The organism is Streptomyces sp. MMG1533 (assembly GCF_001279775.1).
In the GTDB taxonomy this organism is placed as follows: domain Bacteria; phylum Actinomycetota; class Actinomycetes; order Streptomycetales; family Streptomycetaceae; genus Streptomyces.
Window position 1 is genome coordinate 44,460 of the sequence record NZ_LGDG01000002.1, and the last position, 20,827, is coordinate 65,286.

Here is a 20,827-nt window from a genome sequence, read left to right on the forward strand (position 1 = left end):
CGAGCCGACCAGCAGGGCTGCCCCTCCTTGTGGGGACGGGGTGTTGTGGGTGACGAACACCGCCGTGGGCCCGGCGGCAGGAGCATAAGGGCTGGTGAACGGGCCAGTGGCCCGGTGCGCCGCGCGCCGTGGCGGAGAGACTGGGATGCTGGAGGAGGGAGCGCCGCCCGTGACGTGACCCTGGCGGACAGGGGTGGTGAGCACCGTGGCCGAGACCTCAGAGACCTCAGAGACCTACGAGACCTACGACAACGCCCAAGGACCGACCGTTCCGACGGTTCCGGCCGTTCCGACCGTTCCTGCCGTTCCGACCGTTCCTGCCGTTCCGAGCGCCGATCCCCAGGGAGACCCGTTCCTGCGCACCCGGTTCGCCCTCCCGGCGAGGCCCGCCACGTTCCTGCGGAGGCAGCGGCTCGTCGACCACCTCGACCAGGCTCGCGGGACGCCGTTGACACTGGTCAACGGGGCGGCCGGGGCCGGCAAGACCCTGCTCGCCGCGGACTGGGCCGCCGGACTGCGGCCGCCGGTCGCCTGGCTCACCGTCGAAGTGGGGGACCGGCGTCCCGGGGTGTTCTGGGCATACGTCCTTCAGGCACTGCGCGCCTGCGGTGCACCGGTATCCGACGCGGTCGGGGTCCCCGCGGACGCGACCGGGGTGGACCAAAGGCTGCTGGCAACGCTCGCCGCCGAGCTGAACGAACGCGATCGGCCCGTGATCCTCGTGCTCGACGAGTACGACCGCGTGACCGATCCGGAGGTCACGGACCAGCTGGAGTTCGTCCTGCACCACGCCGGGCGGGGCCTGCACCTCGTCCTCGTCACCCGCACCGAACCGCTGCTGCCGCTGCACCGTTACCGGGCGGCCGGCGAGCTGACGGAGATCCGCGCCGCCGAGCTGGCCTTCACACCGGAGGAGGCCGTCGCACTCCTTGAGCTGCACGGTCTGAGCCTTCCGGTCCACGCCGCAGGCGCCCTGGTGGACCGCACCCGGGGCTGGGCCGCCGGCTTGCGCCTGTCCGCCCTGGCCGCTATGGAGAGCGCCGACCCGGAGCTCTACCTGAAGGAGTTCGAGGCGGACCGCAGTACGGTCGCGGACTTCCTGCTGGCCGAGGTCCTCAAGGGACAGCCGGAGGAGACACAGGGCCTCCTGCTGCGTGTCAGCGTCCTGGAGCGCTTCTGTCCCGATCTGGCCAACGCGCTGACCCTCCGGACCGATGCCGGGCCCATTCTCGCCGGGCTGCACCGCGACAACGCGTTCGTCGAGCACCTCGGGCACTCGTGGTACCAGCTCCACCCGCTGTTCGGGGAGATACTCCGGGCCCATCTGCGCGAGCGCCTGCCAGGCCTGGATCCGGAACTCCACCGGCGGGCCGCGCGGTGGCTGAGTCGTTCCGGATTCGTGCCCGAGACACTCGCCCATGGGGCCGCCGCGGGCGACTGGGATTTCGCCGCCGGCGCCCTCGTCGACGACCTGGCGATCGGACAGCTCTTCACCGGCCTGCGCTCAGGTGACTTGACCGAGTTGTTCTCCCCCATGGGGCCCGAGGCCAGGAGTCCCGCGGCGGACCTCGTGCGCGCGGCCCGCGACCTGTCCCGGTACGACCTCGACCACGGACTGGCCCGCCTGCGCCACGCCGAGGAGCATCTGGCCGGCGACGCGCCCGACCGGGCGGCCGCCCGGCTGAGCTGTGCACTGCTCGAGGCACTGGCCGCCCGACTGACCGGATGTCCCCCACGGGCCGAAAAGGCCGCCGAAAAGGCCGATGAACTGCGGCAGGAGGTCCCGGCACACCTCCTGGACAAGCATCCCGAACTCACTGCTCTCCTGCTGACCCATCTGGGCTCGGCCCGCCTGTGGGCCGGGCGTTTCGAGGACGCGCGCGCCGCCCTGACCGCGGCGGCCGGCGCTCCCGGCGGGGCCTCCACCGTGCTGCCCCGGGAGGACTCGATGGAGCACCTGGCCCTGCTCGACTATCTGAACGGCTGGCTCGGCCGGGCGGAGCGCAAGGCCCTGGCGGCGGTGCCCGAGGCGGAGCGGGTCGGCCTGCCCCAGCCTTCCGGCTCCGGCATCGGGCAGCTGGTCCTGGCCGCCGTGGCCGTCGACCGCCATGAGCTGGGCCGGGCCCAAGCCCTCCTCGACGAGACGGCCCGGCTCCCGTCGGGAACGCGTGATCCGGTGATGGCGGCGGGACGAGCCCTCGCCACGGCTCGCCTCCTGTTGGTCAGGGGCAAGGCACGAGCCGCCGTCGAGGCGGCGGACCCGGCCGTCGTCGCCGCCGTGGCCTCACCCTGGGTGGCAGGCTATGAAGCGCTCTTCGCCTCCGCCGCCCACCTGGCCGAAGGACGGCCGGACGAAGCCGCCGAGGTACTCGAGGGCGTGTCCGGCGACCAGCCGGCGTGTGCCGTGGAGGCCGCGGCGATCCAGGTCGCCGCAGGCCGTGCCGGGGCGGCCATCGACCTGCTCGACAGCATCCGCACCGGGGGCCGGCCCGGGCCGGCGGTGACCGTGAGGGCAGCGCTGGTGAGGGCTCAGGCCGCGGAGGGTGCGGGAGACACCGCCACCGCCCGCAAGCTCGTGGCCCATGCGCTCCTCGACGCTCGGCGGGAGCGGCTGCGACGTCCGTTCCTCGATGCGGGAGCGTGGATCCGGCCCTTCCTGGCCACGCCTGAGCTCCACGAGCTGGCAGCGGGCTGGCTCACGCCCGGCCTGCCGCGGGGTGAGCAACCCCGGCCGGAGTCGCTGCCCCCACCGCTCGTCGCGGTGGAGCTGAGCGGACGCGAGCGCGATGTCCTGGAGCGGCTGGCCCGGATGATGTCGACGGAGGAGGTCGCCGCCGACCTCTACGTCTCGGTGAACACGGTGAAGACCCACCTCAAGAGCGTCTACCGGAAGCTGGCGGTGAACCGGCGAGGCGACGCGGTGCGCCGCGCGCGCGACCTCCGGCTGCTGTGAAACCTGTCGAAGCGCTGAGTCCGGAGGGAGTCACCGGTGTCCAGGACCCGGACCAGGACCAGGACCGGCCCGACCACCGCCCGCGGGGAGCGCCGTGCCGAACGGCGGGTCCACGCGGACTACACGGGCGGCGTCTACGGATCCATGCTCGCGGCCTCCGTGGTGATCGGCGCGGGCTCCCTGGGCTCGTTCCCCCGCACCGAGCTGGTGCTGCTGCTGTTGCTCACCGGCGTGGTGTTCTGGATCGCGCACGTGCATGCCCAGCTGTTCGGGGCGCGTCTGGCGCAGCAGGCTCCGGACCGCCGGGTGGTGCTGCAGGTGTGCCGTGACGAGTGGCCGATCGTCAAGGCCGCTCTCCCGCCGGCCGCCGCGGTGGCCGTCAGCCCGCTCCTGGGCCTGGACGTGCAGGGTGCCCTCTGGCTGGCCCTCTCCGTCGCCGTGGCCGGGCAGGTCGGCTGGTCCGTGGCCGCGGCACGCCGTGCAGGTGCCTCCCGGCGGCTTGTGGCCACCACCGCGTCGGTCAACCTGCTGCTCGGCCTGCTGATCATCTCTTTCAAGATCGTTCTGACGCATTGAGAACGCGTAGGTCCGTGGGGTCCGTGAGAACGCGTTGGTCCGTGGGGTCCGTCGCCAGGCCACGGGTCACCTGCACCGGGTGAGGCCCGAAGAAGCGCGGAGGCGCACGGTCGTAGGGAGGAGTGCCGTCCGCCTGTCCCAGGCAGTCCATGGGAGGACAGCTCGTGCGCTACGAGATCCGAGTCGAGGGACACCTGTCGGAAACGCTGGCCAAAGCCTTCCCGGAGCTGGGCCACGTGGTGATGTCCGGCCAGACCGTCCTGTTCGGCCCCGTCGTGGACGAAGCACACCTGTACGGGCTGCTGGCACGCTGCCAGTCACTGGGACTGCGTGTCCTGGAGATGCGGCAGCTGCCGGAGTGACGGGACCGGGAGGTGTGCGGTGCCGGGCGGCCTCGCGTGGTGACCGGCGGGACGCGGCCGACGGCGATGAGCACGGCGCGGGCGACGCAGCGCCACGGCGGATCACCCGTCATGGGTGACCCCGGCACCGGGTGACGGGCGTGACCCTGGAGCGGTCGGGTCCTCGCACACCGCCCCCTCACACGCCGCCCCGTCGGCCGTCCGGAAACGACCGCTCGATCACGCGAGGAGGAGCCATGACCATGTCGCGTGGTTCGGCATCGCGCACCGGACAGGAACGCGAGCCCGGCGGGGCGGCACCGTGAGCCATGGCAAGAAAACCCGGCGCCGCCCCGGCGTCCCGCAGGCGCACGGCGGTGGAGCGGGTCCTGGCGAGCCTGCGGTCCGGTCCGGTGGCCCGGCTGCTACCCCGCCTGTCGGCGCTCAACGTCGTGGAGGGCTCCGTGCGGCTGGCCGCGCAGGCCTTCATCACCGCGCTCCCGCTGCTGATGACCATCGCGGCGTTCGCCCCCCGAGAGGTGCAGGACCTGCTGGCCGACTCCCTCCGTGCGGTTCTGGGGGTACGTGGTGACACGCTCGACGAGGTACGCCGTGCCTTCACCGCCACCGGCACACCACGGGACGCCGCCGGAGCCGTGGGCGTGGTGGTGACTCTCGTGTCCGCCACGGCCTTCAGCCGGGCGCTTCAGGCGGTCTGCGAGCGGTGCTGGCACCTGCCCCGGACTCCGGTGCGGGCCGCGGTCTGGCGCTGGCTGCTCTGGCTGCTCGTCTGGCTGGGCGTCCTCCTGGTCCAGGCACCGCTGCGCAGCGGGTTCGGCGGCGGGGCGGTGATCGGTTGGGTGCTGTCCGTGTTGTCGGCGACGCTGCTGTGGTGGTGGTCCCAGCATCTGCTGCTGGGCGGCAGGATCGGCTGGCGGAACCTGCTGCCGGGAGCGCTGCTGGCGGGCACGGGCACGGTCGTGCTGAGCTGGGCCGCCGGCCTGTTCGCACCCACGGTCATGGAGCGCAGCCTGCAGGAGTTCGGTCCGCTGGGGCCCGTCTTCACGTTCCTGTCCTGGTTGATCGCCGTGTTCCTGGTGGCCGTCTCGGGCCTCGCCCTCGGCCAGTACGTCGCCTCCTCCGACTGGTATCGGACAGCCGCCGTCCCCCGCCGTACGCGGGCCGGACCCTGACCCTGCCGCGCAGGAGCGCATCCATCGAGTGCCGGGCCGCCCGCAGGCTCACCCGCGTCGGGTGAGGCCATCCGGCCCTCGCAGTGCCCACGCTGAAGACAGCACGCAACGGCGACCGGGCAAGCGCCCGGGACGGAGAAAGAGACATGAGCGCGCAGACGTACCTGGCGTACGACTACCCCTTGCTGAGCGTCTTCTGGAGCATGCTCCTGTTCTTCCTGTGGATCATGTGGTTCGTCCTGCTCTTCCGCGTCGTCGTCGACATCTTCCGCGATGACGCGCTGAGCGGGTGGGCGAAGGCCGGCTGGCTGGTGTTCACCATCCTGCTGCCCTTCCTGGGCGTCTTCGTCTACGTGATCGCCCGCGGCAAGAACATGGGCCGCCGGGAAATAGCGCAGGCCCGAGCACAGCAGCAAGCCTTCGACGCCCACATCAAGGAGGCCGCGGGCGGCATGGGCCGGCCCAGCAGCGCCGACGAACTCGGCAAGCTGTCCGAGATCCGCGCCCGCGGCGACATCACGGACGAGGAGTTCCGCAGGGCGAAGGAACTGGTCCTGGCCGGCCACGGCTCGGCGGAGCCCGCCGGCTCCACCGCCCGCACTCCCGGTCGCTGAGCATCCGCACACCATGAATCGAGGCGCAAGATGACCGCGACACACACCCGGCCGGCACACACGGCGAAGCAGGAATGGGCAACCGGCCTGACGGCCTTCGCGGCCGTGATGCTCTTCCTTGTCGGCCTGCTCGACATCTTCCGGGGCATCATGGCGATCGCCGAGGACGACATCTTCGTCACGACGCGCCAGTACGTGTTCGAGTTCGACCTGACCGGCTGGGGCTGGGTCCACCTCGCTCTGGGCGCGGTCGCCGTGATCGTCAGCATCGGGCTGCTCAAGACCGCGACCTGGGCGCGCGTCGCCGGCGTGGCCATCGCCGGACTCGTCATCATCGCCAACTTCCTCTCCCTGCCGTACTACCCGGTGTGGTCGGTCGTGATGATCGCGCTCTCCGGCTTCATCATCTGGGCCCTGTGCGTGGTTCCGCGCGACAACCTCTTCGACCTGTCCGAGGAGCGTCCGGTGTCCGAGGAGCGCCCGCGGCACAGGGTGTGAGGCGGAAAGAGAAAGGCCGACAGGTGGGACCACACCGCGGCGGCGGGAACACGAGAGGGCCGGGCGAGGCGGGGACCGCAACTCCGGTACGCGAGGGCAGTGCGGGACGGGCTCGCCTCGCCGTGCTCGCCCTGCTGGGCAGCATCCTGGTGCCGCTCGTCGCCGCCGGTCTGCGGAGCGTGCTGTGGGCGCTGGCCGGCCTCGCCGGCCTGGCGCTCGCCGCCGTCGGTGTGTGGTGGACCCTGGCGCACACCGGTGCGCTCCGTGCCCTCGGGGCGGCCCTGTCGGTGACCGCGCCGGTCGCCGTCCTCGCCCTGTATGCCACGTTCGGCATGCTGGGACCGGCCTTGCTGTCCCTGGGCCTGTGGCTGCTGGCCGTCACGGCGGCACGCACGGCCCCGGCACCTGGTCGCACCGCCTCCGAGCAGGCCGTCACCGAGGCGCCGCACGCCCCCTGGGTCCTGATGAATCCGCGCTCCGGCGGCGGCAAGGTGGGTCGTTTCGACCTGGTGGAGAAGGCCCGGGCCGCCGGCTGCCGGGTGGCCCTGCTCGACGCGGGCCAGGATGTCGCCGGGCTGGCCCGGCAGGCCGTCGCCGAGGGAGCCGATCTGCTGGCGGTGGCGGGCGGCGACGGTACCCAGGCGCTGGTGGCCGAGGTCGCGGCGCACCACGATCTGCCGTTCGTGGTGATTCCCGCCGGTACCCGCAACCACTTCGCCCTCGATCTCGGCCTCGACCGTGACGATCCGGCGGCCGCCCTGGAAGCCCTGACCCACGGCGTCGAACTCCGCATCGACCTCGGGTACGCCGCGGACCGGGTCTTCGTCAACAACGCCTCGTTCGGCACGTACGCGTCCGTCGTCACCGACCCCGCGTACCGGGACGCCAAAGCCCGCACGACCCTGCGAACCCTCCCCGGCCTCCTCACCGGCGAGGACGCGCCCAGGCTGCGGACGCGGGCCGACCGGACCTACGTCGATGGACTGCAGGCGCTGCTCGTCAGCAACAATCCCTACGGGCGTGCCGTCGACGCGGCCCATCCAGGGCGCAGGAAGCGGCTGGACTCGGGACTCCTCGGTGTGGTGTGCGTGCGGGTCGGCAACACCGCCCAGGCGGCGCGCCTGGTGCGCGGTCCGCGCTCCGGGGGACTCATCCGGCTGAACGCCGGGGTGGTCGTCGTCGAAGCCGACACGGACACCCTCCCGGTCGGCATCGACGGAGAACACGTCGTCCTGCCGTCACCCGTCGTGTGCCGCAGCGCGCCCGGGGCACTCCTGGTCCGCGTGCCGCGCCGTCGCCCCGGTACACCTCGAGCGGGCGGGGCGGCGGCCGACTGGCCGCGCGTGGCACGGCTGGCGCTGGGCCGTCCGTTCCCGGACGGGGGAAAGGACCCGCTGTCCGGCCCGGGCAACGGCAGGGGGACTTGCCCAGGTGACGGCCAGGCCCCGTAGGAAGCAGCGCCCCGGCCTTCGCGGCGCGTTCACTTCGCCCCCGCCGAGCAACAACCCGACGGGGCGAAGTGATCAGGGTGCCGAACGACCAACAGCCTGGCCCTGGATCTCGATCACCACGTGGGGTGCGCGTCCAGCTGCCGTCGGGAGGAGGGTGGCAGTGCCGTGGCGGGCGTCGTGCAGGCGTGTGACTCAGAGACCGTGTCGCTACTTGAGCTCTTCGGCGGTGTAGTAGCCGTCCCTGATCAGAAGATCGTAGTTGCTCTTGTCGACGCTCTCCGGCTGCAGCAAGTAGACGGGTACGTCCTTGACGCCGTTGTTGTAATCGGTTCTGTTGTCCACCCTCGGCACCCTGTCGCGGAGAATGTCGTCGACCATCTCCGTGGCGGCCTCGCCGAGAGCGCGGATGTCCTTGTAGACGGTCTGCGACTGCTCACCCGCGATGATCGACTTCACCGAGTCCAGCTCGGCGTCCTGACCGGTGACGACCGGGAGGGGCTTGCCGTCGGAGCCGTAGCCGTCCGACTTCAGCGCAGCCAGGACACCCCTGGAGATGCCGTCGTACGGCGACAGGACCGCGTCGACCTTCTTGCTGCCGTACCACTTGGAGAGGAGGCCGCTCATGCGCTTTTCCGCGGTGGGCCCGTCCCAGCGCAGGGTGGTCATCTGGTTCATCTCGGTCTGGCCGGACGGGACGACCAACTGCTTGCTGTCCAGGAACGGCTGCAGGAGCGCCATCGAACCGTCGTAGAAGTACTTGGTGTTGTTGTCGTCGGGGGAGCCGGCGAACAGCTCGATGTTGAACGGGCCCTTGCCGTCCTCCAGGCCGAGCTTCTCGATGATGTGGCGGGCCTCTTGCCGGCCGACCATCTCGTTGTCGAAGGAGACGTAGTAGTCGACGTTCTTGGTGCCGAGGATGAGCCGGTCGTAGGAGATCACCGGAATGTGCTTGTCGGCGGCCTGTTGGAGCACGCTGTTGAGCGACTTGGCATCGATGGCCGCGATGATCAGTGCATCGACTCCCTGCTTGACCAGGCTCTCGATCTGTGAGACCTGGCGTTTCGGGTCGTCGTCGCCGTAGACCAGCTTGGTCTTGTACCCCTTGTCCTTCAGGCCGTCGACGACGCTCTTGCCGTCGGTGAGCCAGCGCTCGGAGGCCCGGGTCGGCATGGCGACGCCGACGGTACCGCCCTCGGAGCTGCTCTCGGAGCTCGCGCTGTTCTGGCCGCAGGCGGACAAGGTGAGGGCGAGGGAGCCGGCTCCGGCGAGGAAGGCAAGGGCCGCTCTTCGGTTGAACATGTTGATCGTTCCCTGTTCTTCTCGTCGTTGAGGGGATGACGGCGTATCAGACATCGATGGGGAAGCGGTGGAGCGGGCCGGGGCAGTCGGCAGACAGGTCGAGAGCGAGTCGGACGCGCCGTATCCGCTCCCGGGCGGTGTCCAGGGTCGGGCTCCGCAGACGGGTGCCGTACGGGTGGACCCCCGGGCGCCCTGGGCGGACCGGACTCCGGACAGAGCGGTACGCCGGGGCGGATCAGCTCGACGCCCTCGTGGATCCGCACGTGGCCACCGAGGTCGTCGGGAGTCTTGGCGTACAGGTTTGAAGGCGAGTGGACAACCGGCGGACCTCGTTCAGATGGTCGAGGTCAGTCGGCCCGGCACGTTGCTCGAGTCGGCGCTCGGACGCCTCGGCGTCCCGCCGCGGCGCGGCATCCGGCGCTCGCAGACTCTCGTGATCCCTTTGCCGGTGTGCTCCTGCACGCACGCCAGGCCGCGACACGGCGTTCCGGCCACGGGCGGGCTGATTCCGGGGGTACACAGGGCAATCGCCTTCAAATGTTCGAAATCTCGACACATGTTCCAAATGTTGGCGTGACAGTAGGGGGACGTGTGCAGGGTGTCAACGGGGTGAACTGGAACGGTTACAGAAAGGTGTTGCGGCGGCGGGGGAACAGCGGGATTCAGCTGTCGTGGGCGGTGGATTTCGGATGATGCGGGAAGATCTTCGCGCTTTCCGCTCGACTGGCGCGATGTGTCCGACAAGGAGCGCTTTGCATGACCGCGTTCCATGACAGGACTGACAGGCTGCGGGACCGCGTCGGAGAGACGGAGAGCCGTGCAGCAGACCCGAGCCCGGCGATCCTAGGCGGCGCGCCGGGCGCGGTGGCGGACTTCCCGGAGCCGGACCTTCGACGGGAGGCGGTCCAGGCCGGCCGAGTCTCGTGCGTGTGCGAGCGTTTCCCGGCTCAGTCGCCCCAGAGTCCGCGCCGGATCGGCGTGAGGCTCCAGCAGCAGCCGCACATGTGCGGTGGGAGCGGTACGCCGGCCCGTCAGCCGTACACGAGCCCGCGAGACCCCGTCCAGGGCTTGCGCCTCTTCCTCGATGACGTCCTCCAGCGTGCGGCCGTTGAGTCGGGCCCCCGCGCCGTCTTCGCTGTCGACGAGGACCTGGCCCAGGCGGTGTCGGCGTTGCGCAAAGAGCCACCACAGGAGCAGGGCCAGCAGTACGGCGAGCACCGCGATGACGGTCGGCCACCACCAGTCTTCTTCCCGCCACCGGGTGCGTCCCTCGCTGCCCAGCACCACATCGTCCGGCCCACGGAAGGGCCACCAGCCCGGCATGCCGAAATCCCAGTGGCGTTGCAGATCCAGCCCGCCCAGCAGTACGCCGCCGCCCAGGGCGAACAGCCCAAGGCCGAGAAGCCCCAGCAGCACCCGGTTCACCGTCTTGCGCATCGGGGTCACCTCAGTCCTTCTTCGGGCGCCGGACGTGCACGGTCAGCGCGGGTTGCCGGGCGAGTCCCAAGAACGTCACGGCTTCGCCCAGCGTGGCGTCCAGGTCCGTGCGGACCTCCTCCAGATCGCGGAAATGTGCCCATGCCCGGGCTTTGACCTTCCGGCGGCCGACATCGACCCGTGTCGACTGGACACCGGGCACCTGCATGGCCCGGTCGCGCAGAACAAGGGCGGCCGCGCGGCGGTCGAGCCCGGCGCGGACCTGCTCCGTCCCGGGGATACCGGTGGGCCGCCGCATGGGCAGCAGCCTGCGCAGACCCGGTGTCACCGCCAGCAGGAAAAGCCACAGGCCGAGAGCCATCGCGACCGCGGCCCCGACGATCACCCAGATGTCGTCCAGCGGCCGTGTGGCCAGTTCCTCGGCGAGCCGCCGCCGCCAGCGCATCGCGGACCGGCCTGCCCGCACCGCGGCCACGTCGTACAGGAGCAGTCCGACGGCCGCGGCGGACAGCAGGGCCACCAAGGCCGCGGGAATCCGGCGCGCCGACCAGAAACGGCGCGCCGACCGGCCTGATTCATCGATCGGCGCCGTCGCGCCCGCGCCCGCACCCCGGGTGGCATCGGGGGACGGAGCCGCCTGTCCGGAATCGGAGGGAAGGTCGCTGTCACCGGTCGGCTTCCGCCAGGTGTTCGCGCTCATCTCACCCTCTCCTGGTCCGTGTGCCGCGTATGCGCCGAGTGCAGCCTCTCGACCGACACCGCGAGGTCGGACACCTCCATGCCGGCCAATGCCCTGAGCCGATCGGTGACGTCCCGGCGCACCGCGGCGCACTGCGTCCCGATGTCGGAGGGATAGCCGAGTTCGACGGTGATGCGCAGCCGTGCCTCGCCGAGCAGCGCCTGCCGTCCGGCGTCGGACTCGCCGTCTCGTCCTGCGGTATTCCGCTCCGGTGCCCGCCGCACGGATGTCGTCACGCGCGGCGTCCGGCGGTCGGGCGGTACGCGGCCGGCCGACTCGGTGAACCGGCTCAGCGCCTCGCGCGCCACCTGGGAGGCGATCTTCGCAACGACCCGGTCGGCGACGGTGGTCGCACCGCGCTCCCCGCGGGGGACGCCCGGACGCCGATCGGCTTCACCGGTCACTGCCGCCAGTCTCCCCGAGCCCGTCGCCGGTCATCGCGGATCCGCCCCTGCCGGTCTCGGCGGCGGACGAAGTCGCCCGGTTCGAGATCGCCTTCCACGAACCGCCCGGCCACGAGACCGACGACGCCCAGCCCCAGCACCAGCAGGAAAGCCCAGAAGTCACCGAAATACGCGGCGAAACCCAGCGCCATTCCGGCCATCAAGCCCACCACGGCCCTGCTCATCACGCGCTCCTTCACTCAAGCGGGCTGCTGCCTCCCGGCTACTGGATCCGCTGCCGCTCTTCCCCTTCGTCCTCCTCGTCGGGCAGCTTCACGTCGCTGACCATGATGTTGACTTCCACGACTTCCCGGCCCGCCATCCGCTCCACTGCGGAGATCACGTTCTCCCGCACCGCACCGGCCACGTCCGTGATCGAGACGCCGTACTCGACGACGATCTCCAGATCGATGGCCGCCTGCCGCTCTCCGACCTCGACACTGACCCCGCGCGTGACGGACTTCCCACTGCCGGCGCCAGGCATCCGCTCCCGCATGGATCCCATCGAGCGCGCGAATCCGCTGCCCAGGGCATGGACGCCCAGCACGTCCCGTGCCGCCATTCCGGCGATCTTCTCCACCACCACATCGGCGACGGTCGTCCGGCCGCGAGAACCGGGCCCACCTCCGTGCTTTACGCCGGTGTTCTCAGTCATCGGGACATTCCTCCCTCAAGAGGCGTACATGGCGCTCATTGTTCAGATTATAGTCGTTTTAATACCTTTTGCCCCAGTTGCAGGCCGTGAGGCGGGCTGGTCAGGCAGGCAGAGAACCGCGGCCATGGAAGAAGGGGCCATGGAAGAAGGAGGGTGAGAGGCGGTGAAGACCGAGGCGTGGACACAGGCGGTACGGCAACAGCTCGGCCTGGGCCGGCTGCTCCCGCTCGGCGGGCCCGACGACGGGACGTGGATCACCGAGCAAGCGGCCGTCCGGGCCCTCGGGCGCGCGGCCGCCGGGATTCCCGGTGTCCGGCTGGAGACCCTGCGCATCGGGTCGGCACCGCTCGAGCCCGTGTCCGAGCCGGCCGTCCGTGCGCCGGCCAGCGCGCTGCCGCCCGGCCCGCTGAGGATCGAAGCCGCCTTCACAGCATCCCTGGGGCAGCCGCTGCCCCACACCGCCGACCAGTTGAGGAGCGCACTGCTCAGCACGGCCACTGAACGGCTCGGCCTGGCCACCGTGACAGCTGACCTGCGGGTAACGGATCTCCATGAAGGCTCGGAGACGGTCGCCAGGTCGAGAACCTCAAAGAGGGTCATGAAGCCCGCGCCGGAACCTGCAGCCGCGCGAAGCTCGCCCCAGGCGAACGGAACAGGATCCATGCGGGGGCTCGCCGGTGAGCTGGCGGACGTCGCGACGGGCGTTCCTGGCGTCGCCCACCTCGCCGCCGTACTGGGAAGCAGGCCGGTCAAGGTGGAGGACCATGACGATCCACCCGGCCGACACATCGAGGTCCACCTCGCGATCGCCCTCGGACACCATCCGCTGGAAGTCGCCCGCGCCGTCCGCGACGCCGTAGCCGACGCGGCCACCACCGACACCCCGGGCCCGGTCACCGCCGCCGTCCTCATCACGGAAACCGCGGCCTAGCCATTCAGGCGTCAACGACGGCTCGCGCAGCCCACAACCTGTGCAACACGATTCACACCGGTTCGGGTTGCGGTTGCCGTTGCCGCGCCGATGCGCTCTTGGGCTCCCACGGCGCGACGGTCCTTGCGTAGCCGTAGACCACTGAGGACATCGCCAGCACGAGAAGTGGTCCGGACACCCACGGATGCCTGGCCATCTCCAACGGCAGCCAGCGATAGGACACCAAGAGCGCAGCGAAGACGGTCGCGCCGTAGGCGACCAGCCGGATCCCCGATCGATCCCAGCCGCGGTCGAGCGAGCGCAGAGCCGCCTCGATCGTGAGCGTGAACACCACGCCGGCGATGAGATCCACACCGTAGTGCCAGCCGAATCCCAGCGTTGCGGTGAGCGTAGCTATCAGCCAAAACGTTCCTGCGAATCGCAGAATTCGTGGGCCCTTCCGGGAATGAATGAAGATCGCGGTAGCCCACGCCGTGTGCAGGCTGGGCATGCAGTTCCGTGGGGTGATCTCGTCGAACGGCATGGGGTGCGGGGTATTGATCGGCGGCGGCGTGCTCGGCCAGAGGTTGGCCACCGCCCATTGCTCGGTGGGCGGCGTCTTGGCCCACAGGCTGACCGTCGCCCAGTGCTCGGCGCCGGTGCCGTAGGCGAAGATCGGTCCGACCACCGGGTAGATCATGTAGATGGCGGGCCCGAGGAGGCCGATCACCAGAAAGGTACGCACCAGATGATGGCTCGGGAAGCGGCGCTCGACCGCCACGTTACGCAGTTGATAGAGCGCGACGACGACCGCGGCCACCGCGAGTTGGCCGTAGACGATGTCGAGAAAATTGAAGCCGATCGGGCCGGTGGCCGTGACGATCCGGCCCACCAGCCACGACGGGTTGCCCAGCGCGTGATCGGCGGTCGCCACGTACTGGTCGAGCACCACCGGGCGCGTCTTGGAGGTGATGAGGAGCCAGGTGTCGCCGGTCTTGCGGCCGGCCACCAGCAGCAGACCCAGCCCGACGCCCTTCAGCAGCAGGGCGCGTTCCCGGCCGGTACGGCGAGTGACAGCGATGACCGCACAGCCCAGAATCACCCACAACGCACCGTTGCCGAAGGGGTGGCCGTCGGTCACCTTGGCGCCGACCGCCCACCGGACCACCAAGAAGGCGATGTCGATACCGATCGCGGCGCCGAACGCGATGAACCGTTGGCGCCAGGTGAGCACCACCATCATCAAGGCCATACCGGCGTACAACAGGAAGCCCGATTTGGGCGGGAATATCAGCTCTCGCACCTGGCAGGTCATCGGCCCCGCCAGGCCGTAGTGACGTGCGGCGATCTCCAGCGCGACGAGGAATCCGAGGGCCGCGACACCCGCCACGCCCCAGAGTCCCGCCCGTGGCTGACGCCACGCGGAGAAGGTTGTTCTGCGTCTTATTCGCGTTATTCGCGAAAAATCCCACGTTGGTATGTATCTCAATTTTCGGCCGATTTCCTATATTTTTGGTTAAAGGTCAGGGCGGGGTTCTCCCACCACCTTCCGGTCGGGGCCGCTTTCTCCCTCACGACGAGCAGCCCGCTCGACGTGGGAAGACGGAGAGATCGCGGTCCGGGTTCCGGCATGGGCTGCGCCGGATCCGGGACGGCGACCTGCGCCGGCGGACTCGTCTGGCATCTGACGGGGTGCAGCCTCGGGCAGCACAAGTGACAGAAGATGAAAATTACCTTGGTCCCGCCATGCCGAAGGCCCCGGACCGATCACGGTCCGGGGCCTTCGGCATCCACTTCCGGCATCAACGCGAGCGGTCATGCACGACCGGTGCGCGTGGCGCTACTGGCGGTGACGGGGCGACCTCTGTCGCGGTGGCATCGTCAAGGTGATTTGTCGGACGAGTTGCTGGAAGCATGCCAGGGACGCGACGGCGGGCAGGGCGGCCCCGGCGATACCGGTGAAGGTCCGGTCGGCCTGAGCTACGCACAGCATTACCGCGACAGAGGAAAACAGCAGAACGATGAACCATGAGTGCAAAGCTCGGCGCTGATGCAAGGCAGTTCGCAGGATGGAGAGAGAAGCCACCATCCAGGGGCCGTACACGAGAAGAGGCCACTGAGGGAACGTCCCGCTCTTCGTACCGGCCGGGATGTTCTGCAGAGGCTCGTAGGCCACCATGCCGCCGAAAACACTGACCATCGCCACGATGACGGCAACGAATGCGACGATGACGAAGCTGCCGGTCTGCAACCACTTGAGTCGGATTTTTTGGACTCGACTCTTCCGATGCCCGCCGGAAGAGCGTCGGATGGGCGGCAACTGAGCAGTGATCTGTGCCAGGTTCTCCATCGGGTCGGTGAAGTCGGCACCGGACGACGACTCGCTGCGAGGCTGCGGCACCACGGCAGCCTGCTCCGCCGGAACAGCCTCCTGCAAGAGATAGGCAAGTTCCTCAACCGGGTCCCAGCCCGAGTCGGGGGGTACCAACGGGGCCCCCGAGTGCACGGCGTCGACAGGACTACCGTGCCAGCCGGTGCCCGAGCCATAGGGGTGTGCGTCGGAATACCATTCACGCGGCACAGAGGGATCTACATAGTCGTGATTCACGGAAATTCGCCCCCGTCACGCGCGGTCCGCGTGACAGCCGGACTTTTCCTGGTCGTTCCACCGCCGATTGAGTTCCTCCTGGGCCGTCTCCAGCAGCGCGAGGAACTCGCGGAGCAGTGAGTCGGTGACCTGGAGTTCGACCCGCACGCCGTCCCCGTGCAAGATGCCACGCGGCTCAAGCGCCGAGCGTGCCACACCAGGCAGGTAAGTGTATTTCCCCGCTGCCACATCGCGCGTCGCAGGCAGCTCATCCTTCCAGGCGCCGCGGTGAGGCAAGCCATGGGACCTTGCTTTCGTCATGTACCGCTAACGCCGTTCCCTCTCCTCCAGATGCGCGGCAAATGAGTGACCCTGGCGTCGGGAAAACGAGTAGAGCGTTTCTTAATTAATGTCATCCGCGCCGCACTCCGCACGTTATGGTTCGAGCGGGTTGTCTTCTCAAATCTCCTGGTAGTAAATAGGATTCACCGACCAGCAGGTGAGGCGCGGGCACCGTCATGAGCGCTCGTCCTGAACGCCGATCTCCGCCCAGATCGACTTCCCTCCGGCCCGGTGGCGTGTGCCCCAGCGTTCGGCGAACTGAGCGACGAGCAGCAGGCCGCGCCCGCCCTCGTCGAACATCCGCGCTCGCCTCATGTGCGGGGCGGTGCTGCTGCCGTCGGAGACCTCGCAGATGAGCGCGGTGTCGCGGATCAGGCGCAGCTGAACGGGAGGGGTGCCGTACCGGATCGCGTTGGTGACCAGTTCGCTCACCACCAGCTCGGCGGTGAAGACCACCTCGTGCAGTCCCCAGTCCGCGAGACACCGGGCGACCTTGTCGCGGGCGTCGGCCACGGCGGCGGGGTCGGAGGGCAGATCCCAGGTGGCCACCTGGCCCGCATCGAGGGCCCGGGTGCGGGCGATGAGCAGTGCGACATCATCCGACGGCTGTGCGGGGAGCAGACTCCGGACCAGGTCGTCGCAGGTGGCCTCCAGCGAGTGAGCGGGTCGCTCCAGGCACCGGCGCAGCAGCGCCATGCCCCTGCCGAGGTCGTGCTCGGGGACCTCGACGAGGCCGTCCGTGTACAGCACGAGGAGGCTGCCTCGGGGCACTTCCCATTCGACCGCCTCGAAAGGCAGCCCGCCCACTCCCAGCGGCGGGCCGGCGGGAAGATCGATGAACTCGGCCTTGCCGTCGGGCGTGACCACGGCGGGCGGGGGGTGGCCCGCGCCGGCGGCGGCGCAGCGGCGCGAGACGGGGTCGTAGACCAGATACAGACAGGTGGCGACGAGATCGGTGACGATCTCGAGCTCGGGATCCGTTGCCGTGTCCTCTTCCGCCCTGAGGTGGGTGATCAGGTCGTCGAGATGGACGAGGAGCTCCTCGGGGGGAAGGTCGACGTCCGCCAGCGTGCGTACCGCGGTCCGCAGCCGCCCCATGGTGGCGGAGGCGCGCAGGCCGTGGCCCACCACGTCTCCGACGACCAGGGCGACCCGGGCGCCCGACAGCGGGATCACATCGAACCAGTCGCCGCCCAGCCCTGCCCGGGACCGGGCAGGGAGATAGCGGTAGGCCACCTCCGCGGCCTCATGGGCGGGGAGCCGCTGTGGCAGCAGGCTTCGTTGCAGGGCCAGGGCGGTGGTCCGCTCGCGGGTGAAGCGCCGGGCGTTGTCCACGGCCACGGCAGCGCGTGCGGCGATCTCCTCGGCGAGGAGCAGATCGTCCTCGTCGAAGGAGGCCCGGCGGTGGTGGCGGACGAGTACGGCCACGCCGAGCGTGATGCCACGGGCGCGCAGCGGGATGACCATGATCGAATGCATCCCGAAGTCGCGGACCTTGCCCGCGCGCACGGGGTCGGCGGCCTGCCAGCTCCGGATGGCTTCGTCCAGGGTGCGGTGCAGCGACGAACGGCCCGTGTTCAGGCAGCGGGCGGGGGGCGAGGATTCCGGGTAGTAGTCCACCTCGCCCGGCTGGACCACCGACTCGGGGGTGCCGGGCAGGACGGACCGCTGCGCGGCACGGCGCAGCGCGACGGAGCCTGTGGGGGACGGCCTGGGCTCGACGCCGCGGAACAGCCCGTCCAGCAGGTCGATGCTGATGAAGTCGGCGAGCCGCCCCACCGCCACGTCGGCCATCTCCTGGGCCGTGCGCATCACGTCGAGGGTGCTGCCCACCTGCGCGCTGACGTCGTTCAGCAGGACGAGCCGCTCGCGGGCCCGGTGCTGTTCGGTGACGTCGAGCGCGATGAGCTGCACGTGTCGCACCTGTCCTGCCGGGTTCCTCAGGGGGGACACCGATACGGCCCAGTATCTGTCGTGGGCTCCGCGCCGCGGCCGGCCGTGCACCTGGAACCGCTCCGGTTCTCCCGTCGCGAACACCCGGCGCATGCCCTCTTCGACCGTGGTGCAGATGTGGGGAGGCAGGATGTCGGTGACGCGCCGACCGCGAATCTGCTCCTCCGTGAGGCCCAGTTCGCGGACCGCGCCGGCGCTCCCCCGCAAGGCACGCAACTCGGCGTCGTAGATCATCACAGGCAGGTGGCACTGCGCGAAGGCTTCCTCTGTCGTCGCCTCGTCCTTGTGTGGACGTGGCCCCCGATGCGGACGCGGCTGCGGTGGCGACGTGGCCACGATGAGCCACTGTGCGTTGCCCTCGCGGTCGAGTGACGCGTACGCCTGCAACTCGGCTTCCAGGGGGTGGCCGTCCTGGTGCCGCAGCGGGGTCGACCCGCCTCGTCCCTCGAGAACCGCGGAGAGATCCACCATGACGTCGGCGTTCCCGCCGAGCAGACGTGCCGCGGAACGCCCTACGACGTCCTCGTACGGGTATCCGAGCAACCGCTGTGCGCCGGAACTCCACCCCGTCACGATCCCCCGCGCGTCGACTACCGCCGTGGCCGAGGTGCCCTGATCCGGAAGCTGATCGAGGCCGTTTCCGAGAGGGCCGGCATTCTCCATGTCCATTCATCGCCCATCCTGCCCCCGGGCTTTCGGGGCTGGGGAGACTCGGCAGAGACCGCGGGGCGGCGAAAACGTCGTATCCGTCGCTTGGGCTCCTTTCTCACTTGTAACTCTCCTCGCGCGCACCCGCAGGTCGACGGGCGGCACGGAAGAGAGTGCCGCACCGAAACGGCCGCGTACCTGACTACGAGGGCACAGGGCACGTGGCTCCGGGAGGCCACTCATCGAAACGTGAAAGCCCCAGCTCAACGCCCCGCCACCGCCTCTCGCCGCACGGTCGGCAGCACTTCGGGCTTCAGCTGTCCGACTCTGCCGGCGGGTGCCCTGCCGGGCAGACCATGGATGCCACGCCCCCCGGCGGCGGACCGACCGCCGGGGGACGTGACGGGACTGACTGCGTGCCGGAGGGGCACGGCTGCGGGCTGCTCACGCCTTGCGGGCCGGCCGCCCGCCGCCCCTATGAGGGGGTGACGGTGCTGTGCTTCCTGTTCCGGCCCAGCCGCTCGCGGACCAGGGCGACGGCCACCACGCCCACGGCGACCAGGGTGGACAGGACCACCTGCTCACGGCCGCCGCCCTCGGCGGTGTCGGTCAGCATGTAGCCCAGGACGAACGTGATCAGGGCGATGGTGGCCCAGGTGAGGTAGGGGTAGAGCCACATCTTGACGACGAGCTTCTCGGGCGCCTCCCGCTGGACGATCTTGCGCATCCGCAGCTGGGAGAAGCAGATGACCAGCCAGACGAACAGGGCGATCGCACCGGAGGAGTTGAGCAGGAACTGGAAGACCGTGTCCGGCCACAGGTAGTTGAAGGCGACCGCGACGAAGCCGAAGACCACCGAGGCCAGGATGGCCGACCGCGGTACACCGCGACCCGTCGTGCGACCGAAGGCGGCCGGGGCGTCGCTGCGCCGGCCGAGGGAGAACGCCATCCGCGACGCGGTGTACAGGCCGGAGTTGAGACAGGACAGCACGGAGGTCAGCACGATGGCGTTCATGATCTGGGCCGCGTGCGGGATGCCGATGGAGCTCAGTGCGGCGACGTAGGAGCCGTCCTTGAGGATGGCCGGGTCGTCCCAGCGCAGCAGCGACACCACGATCAGGATCGAGCCCAGGTAGAACACCGCGATCCGCCAGATCACGCTGTTGGTGGCCTTCGTGACCGCGCCCTGCGGGTCCGCCGTCTCGCCGGCCGCCAGGGTGACGATCTCGCTGCCCATGAAGGAGAAGACCACCATCAGGACGCCGGTGAGGATGGCCCCGGGGCCGTTCGGCAGGAATCCCCCGTGCGCGGTCAGGTTGGAGAAGCCGGTCGTCGGGTGGTCCGAGCCGGGCAGCAGGCCGAAGATCGCGAGGGCGCCGATCACGATGAACGCGCCGATGGCGACGACCTTGATGCCGGCGAACCAGAACTCGAACTCGCCGTAGGAGCTGACCGAGACCAGGTTGGTGGCGGTGAGGACGATCATGACGATCAGGGCCCAGCCCCATTGCGGGACCGCCGGGATCCAGCCGGCCAGGATCTTGGCTCCGGCGGTCGCCTCGACCGCGAGCACCACGACCCAGAAGAACCAGTACAGCCAGCCGATCGTGAATCCGGCCCAGCGGCCCAGCGCACGATCCGCGTAGGCGGAGAACGAGCCGGACGTGGGGTTCGCCGCGGCCATTTCGCCGAGCATGCGCATGACGAGGACGACGAGGACTCCGACGAGCCCGTAGGAGATGAGGATGCCGGGGCCCGCGGCGGCGATGCCGGAGCCGGAGCCGACGAACAGGCCGGCGCCGATGACACCGCCGATGGCGATCATCGACAGGTGACGGTTCTTCAGTCCGGCTTGCAGGCCGGAGGATCCTGCCGGGGCGGTGCTTTCGGTGCCGGGAGTGGCGCCAGAGGTGGTCGACGGATCATCGGTGGGGAGCGGGGGACGTGTGGTCATCTCGACATCCATGGAGGGAGGGCGGACGAGGACATACGTCGGCGAGCCGGGGCGGTGGTGACCGCGCGGCTGCACCGACGGGGGACGAGTGCCGTGGGACGGGAAATTAGTTCACTACGATCCAAAAGAACAAGGCTTGTTTAAATGTTCACCGTGCTCTATTTTTCGTGCAGCGCGGAACTGCTGCTCCGTAGGGCTGCCGCGTCGTCCCCCGTGTTCCGGCCCCCGTGGGAG

General features: G+C 69.8%; 19 protein-coding genes. 8 read left to right on the top strand and 11 right to left on the bottom strand.

What is annotated here, in order from left to right:
- The first annotated feature begins 355 nt into the window (after positions 1–355).
- From ADK57_RS01575 to ADK57_RS01605, 7 genes are all read left to right on the top strand, one after another.
- On the top strand, positions 356–2,953 hold the full coding sequence (locus ADK57_RS01575) for a LuxR C-terminal-related transcriptional regulator (protein ID WP_053747505.1): 2,598 nt from the start codon (positions 356–358) through the stop codon (positions 2,951–2,953).
- A 36-nt stretch (positions 2,954–2,989) separates the two neighbouring features.
- Positions 2,990–3,529 (top strand): hypothetical protein, encoded by a 540-nt coding sequence (locus ADK57_RS01580; protein WP_053747480.1) that lies wholly within the window; start codon positions 2,990–2,992, stop codon positions 3,527–3,529.
- A 164-nt stretch (positions 3,530–3,693) separates the two neighbouring features.
- Positions 3,694–3,891: a hypothetical protein gene (locus tag ADK57_RS01585; protein ID WP_020276994.1), complete on the top strand. Its 198-nt coding sequence runs from the start codon at positions 3,694–3,696 to the stop codon at positions 3,889–3,891.
- A gap of 308 nt (positions 3,892–4,199) precedes the next feature.
- Positions 4,200–5,063, top strand: coding sequence for a YhjD/YihY/BrkB family envelope integrity protein (locus tag ADK57_RS01590; RefSeq protein WP_053747481.1), 864 nt, complete (start codon positions 4,200–4,202; stop codon positions 5,061–5,063).
- 146 nt (positions 5,064–5,209) lie between these two features.
- On the top strand, positions 5,210–5,677 hold the full coding sequence (locus ADK57_RS01595) for an SHOCT domain-containing protein (RefSeq protein ID WP_053747482.1): 468 nt from the start codon (positions 5,210–5,212) through the stop codon (positions 5,675–5,677).
- Between the two features lie 30 nt (positions 5,678–5,707).
- Positions 5,708–6,175 (top strand): DUF7144 family membrane protein, encoded by a 468-nt coding sequence (locus ADK57_RS01600; RefSeq protein WP_053747483.1) that lies wholly within the window; start codon positions 5,708–5,710, stop codon positions 6,173–6,175.
- Positions 6,176–6,198: 23 nt separating this feature from the next.
- The gene (locus ADK57_RS01605; RefSeq protein WP_078972882.1) at positions 6,199–7,626 is read left to right on the top strand and encodes a diacylglycerol kinase family protein; all 1,428 of its coding nucleotides are present in this window, start codon (positions 6,199–6,201) and stop codon (positions 7,624–7,626) included.
- 207 nt (positions 7,627–7,833) lie between these two features.
- Here the strand turns inward: ADK57_RS01605 and chvE are convergent, their stop codons facing one another.
- The 6 genes from chvE to ADK57_RS01635 all read right to left on the bottom strand — a co-directional run bounded on the left by chvE (position 7,834) and on the right by ADK57_RS01635 (position 12,199).
- Positions 7,834–8,925: a multiple monosaccharide ABC transporter substrate-binding protein gene (gene chvE / locus ADK57_RS01610; RefSeq protein ID WP_053747484.1), complete on the bottom strand. Its 1,092-nt coding sequence runs from the start codon at positions 8,923–8,925 to the stop codon at positions 7,834–7,836.
- Positions 8,926–9,768: 843 nt separating this feature from the next.
- Positions 9,769–10,362 (bottom strand): alkaline shock response membrane anchor protein AmaP, encoded by a 594-nt coding sequence (gene amaP / locus ADK57_RS01615; protein ID WP_053747506.1) that lies wholly within the window; start codon positions 10,360–10,362, stop codon positions 9,769–9,771.
- 10 nt (positions 10,363–10,372) lie between these two features.
- Positions 10,373–11,062: a DUF6286 domain-containing protein gene (locus tag ADK57_RS01620; protein ID WP_053747485.1), complete on the bottom strand. Its 690-nt coding sequence runs from the start codon at positions 11,060–11,062 to the stop codon at positions 10,373–10,375.
- Positions 11,059–11,505 (bottom strand): hypothetical protein, encoded by a 447-nt coding sequence (locus ADK57_RS01625; protein ID WP_053747486.1) that lies wholly within the window; start codon positions 11,503–11,505, stop codon positions 11,059–11,061. Before ADK57_RS01625 ends, ADK57_RS01620 begins: the two co-directional genes overlap by 4 nt.
- On the bottom strand, positions 11,502–11,729 hold the full coding sequence (locus ADK57_RS01630; RefSeq protein ID WP_053747487.1) for a hypothetical protein: 228 nt from the start codon (positions 11,727–11,729) through the stop codon (positions 11,502–11,504). The genes ADK57_RS01625 and ADK57_RS01630 overlap by 4 nt, the downstream gene beginning before the upstream one ends.
- A gap of 38 nt (positions 11,730–11,767) precedes the next feature.
- Positions 11,768–12,199, bottom strand: coding sequence for an Asp23/Gls24 family envelope stress response protein (locus ADK57_RS01635; protein ID WP_053747488.1), 432 nt, complete (start codon positions 12,197–12,199; stop codon positions 11,768–11,770).
- A 163-nt stretch (positions 12,200–12,362) separates the two neighbouring features.
- Between ADK57_RS01635 and ADK57_RS01640 the strand changes: the two genes are divergently transcribed.
- Complete coding sequence (locus ADK57_RS01640; RefSeq protein WP_053747489.1) at positions 12,363–13,130, top strand: hypothetical protein; 768 nt, start codon at positions 12,363–12,365, stop codon at positions 13,128–13,130.
- A 52-nt stretch (positions 13,131–13,182) separates the two neighbouring features.
- Here the strand turns inward: ADK57_RS01640 and ADK57_RS01645 are convergent, their stop codons facing one another.
- The 5 genes from ADK57_RS01645 to ADK57_RS01660 all read right to left on the bottom strand — a co-directional run bounded on the left by ADK57_RS01645 (position 13,183) and on the right by ADK57_RS01660 (position 20,593).
- Complete coding sequence (locus ADK57_RS01645) at positions 13,183–14,499, bottom strand: phosphatase PAP2 family protein (RefSeq protein WP_053747490.1); 1,317 nt, start codon at positions 14,497–14,499, stop codon at positions 13,183–13,185.
- A gap of 450 nt (positions 14,500–14,949) precedes the next feature.
- Entirely contained in the window at positions 14,950–15,717 is a 768-nt protein-coding gene (locus tag ADK57_RS01650) for a DUF2637 domain-containing protein (protein ID WP_234389907.1), read from the bottom strand.
- Positions 15,718–15,732: 15 nt separating this feature from the next.
- Positions 15,733–15,864 (bottom strand): hypothetical protein, encoded by a 132-nt coding sequence (locus tag ADK57_RS51920; protein ID WP_267890751.1) that lies wholly within the window; start codon positions 15,862–15,864, stop codon positions 15,733–15,735.
- A gap of 348 nt (positions 15,865–16,212) precedes the next feature.
- Positions 16,213–18,660 carry a SpoIIE family protein phosphatase gene (locus ADK57_RS01655; RefSeq protein WP_053747492.1) on the bottom strand — a complete coding sequence of 816 codons (2,448 nt, stop codon included), beginning with the start codon at positions 18,658–18,660 and terminating at the stop codon, positions 16,213–16,215.
- Positions 18,661–19,114: 454 nt separating this feature from the next.
- A complete protein-coding gene (locus ADK57_RS01660) occupies positions 19,115–20,593 on the bottom strand; it encodes an amino acid permease (protein ID WP_199830454.1) in 1,479 nt (492 codons plus the stop codon).
- Between the last annotated feature and the right edge of the window lie 234 nt (positions 20,594–20,827).

Excerpts from the sequence above, each read along its gene's own strand:
- ADK57_RS01590 (WP_053747481.1), top strand. The coding sequence starts at position 4,200 with ATGGCAAGAAAACCCGGCGCCGCCCCGGCGTCCCGCAGGCGCACGGCG.
- ADK57_RS01595 (WP_053747482.1), top strand. The coding sequence starts at position 5,210 with ATGAGCGCGCAGACGTACCTGGCGTACGACTACCCCTTGCTGAGCGTC.
- ADK57_RS01600 (WP_053747483.1), top strand. The coding sequence starts at position 5,708 with ATGACCGCGACACACACCCGGCCGGCACACACGGCGAAGCAGGAATGG.
- chvE (WP_053747484.1), bottom strand. The coding sequence starts at position 8,925 with ATGTTCAACCGAAGAGCGGCCCTTGCCTTCCTCGCCGGAGCCGGCTCC.
- amaP (WP_053747506.1), bottom strand. The coding sequence starts at position 10,362 with ATGCGCAAGACGGTGAACCGGGTGCTGCTGGGGCTTCTCGGCCTTGGG.
- ADK57_RS01620 (WP_053747485.1), bottom strand. The coding sequence starts at position 11,062 with ATGAGCGCGAACACCTGGCGGAAGCCGACCGGTGACAGCGACCTTCCC.
- ADK57_RS01630 (WP_053747487.1), bottom strand. The coding sequence starts at position 11,729 with ATGAGCAGGGCCGTGGTGGGCTTGATGGCCGGAATGGCGCTGGGTTTC.
- ADK57_RS01635 (WP_053747488.1), bottom strand. The coding sequence starts at position 12,199 with ATGACTGAGAACACCGGCGTAAAGCACGGAGGTGGGCCCGGTTCTCGC.
- ADK57_RS01655 (WP_053747492.1), bottom strand. The coding sequence starts at position 18,660 with ATGGACATGGAGAATGCCGGCCCTCTCGGAAACGGCCTCGATCAGCTT.
- ADK57_RS01660 (WP_199830454.1), bottom strand. The coding sequence starts at position 20,593 with ATGACCACACGTCCCCCGCTCCCCACCGATGATCCGTCGACCACCTCT.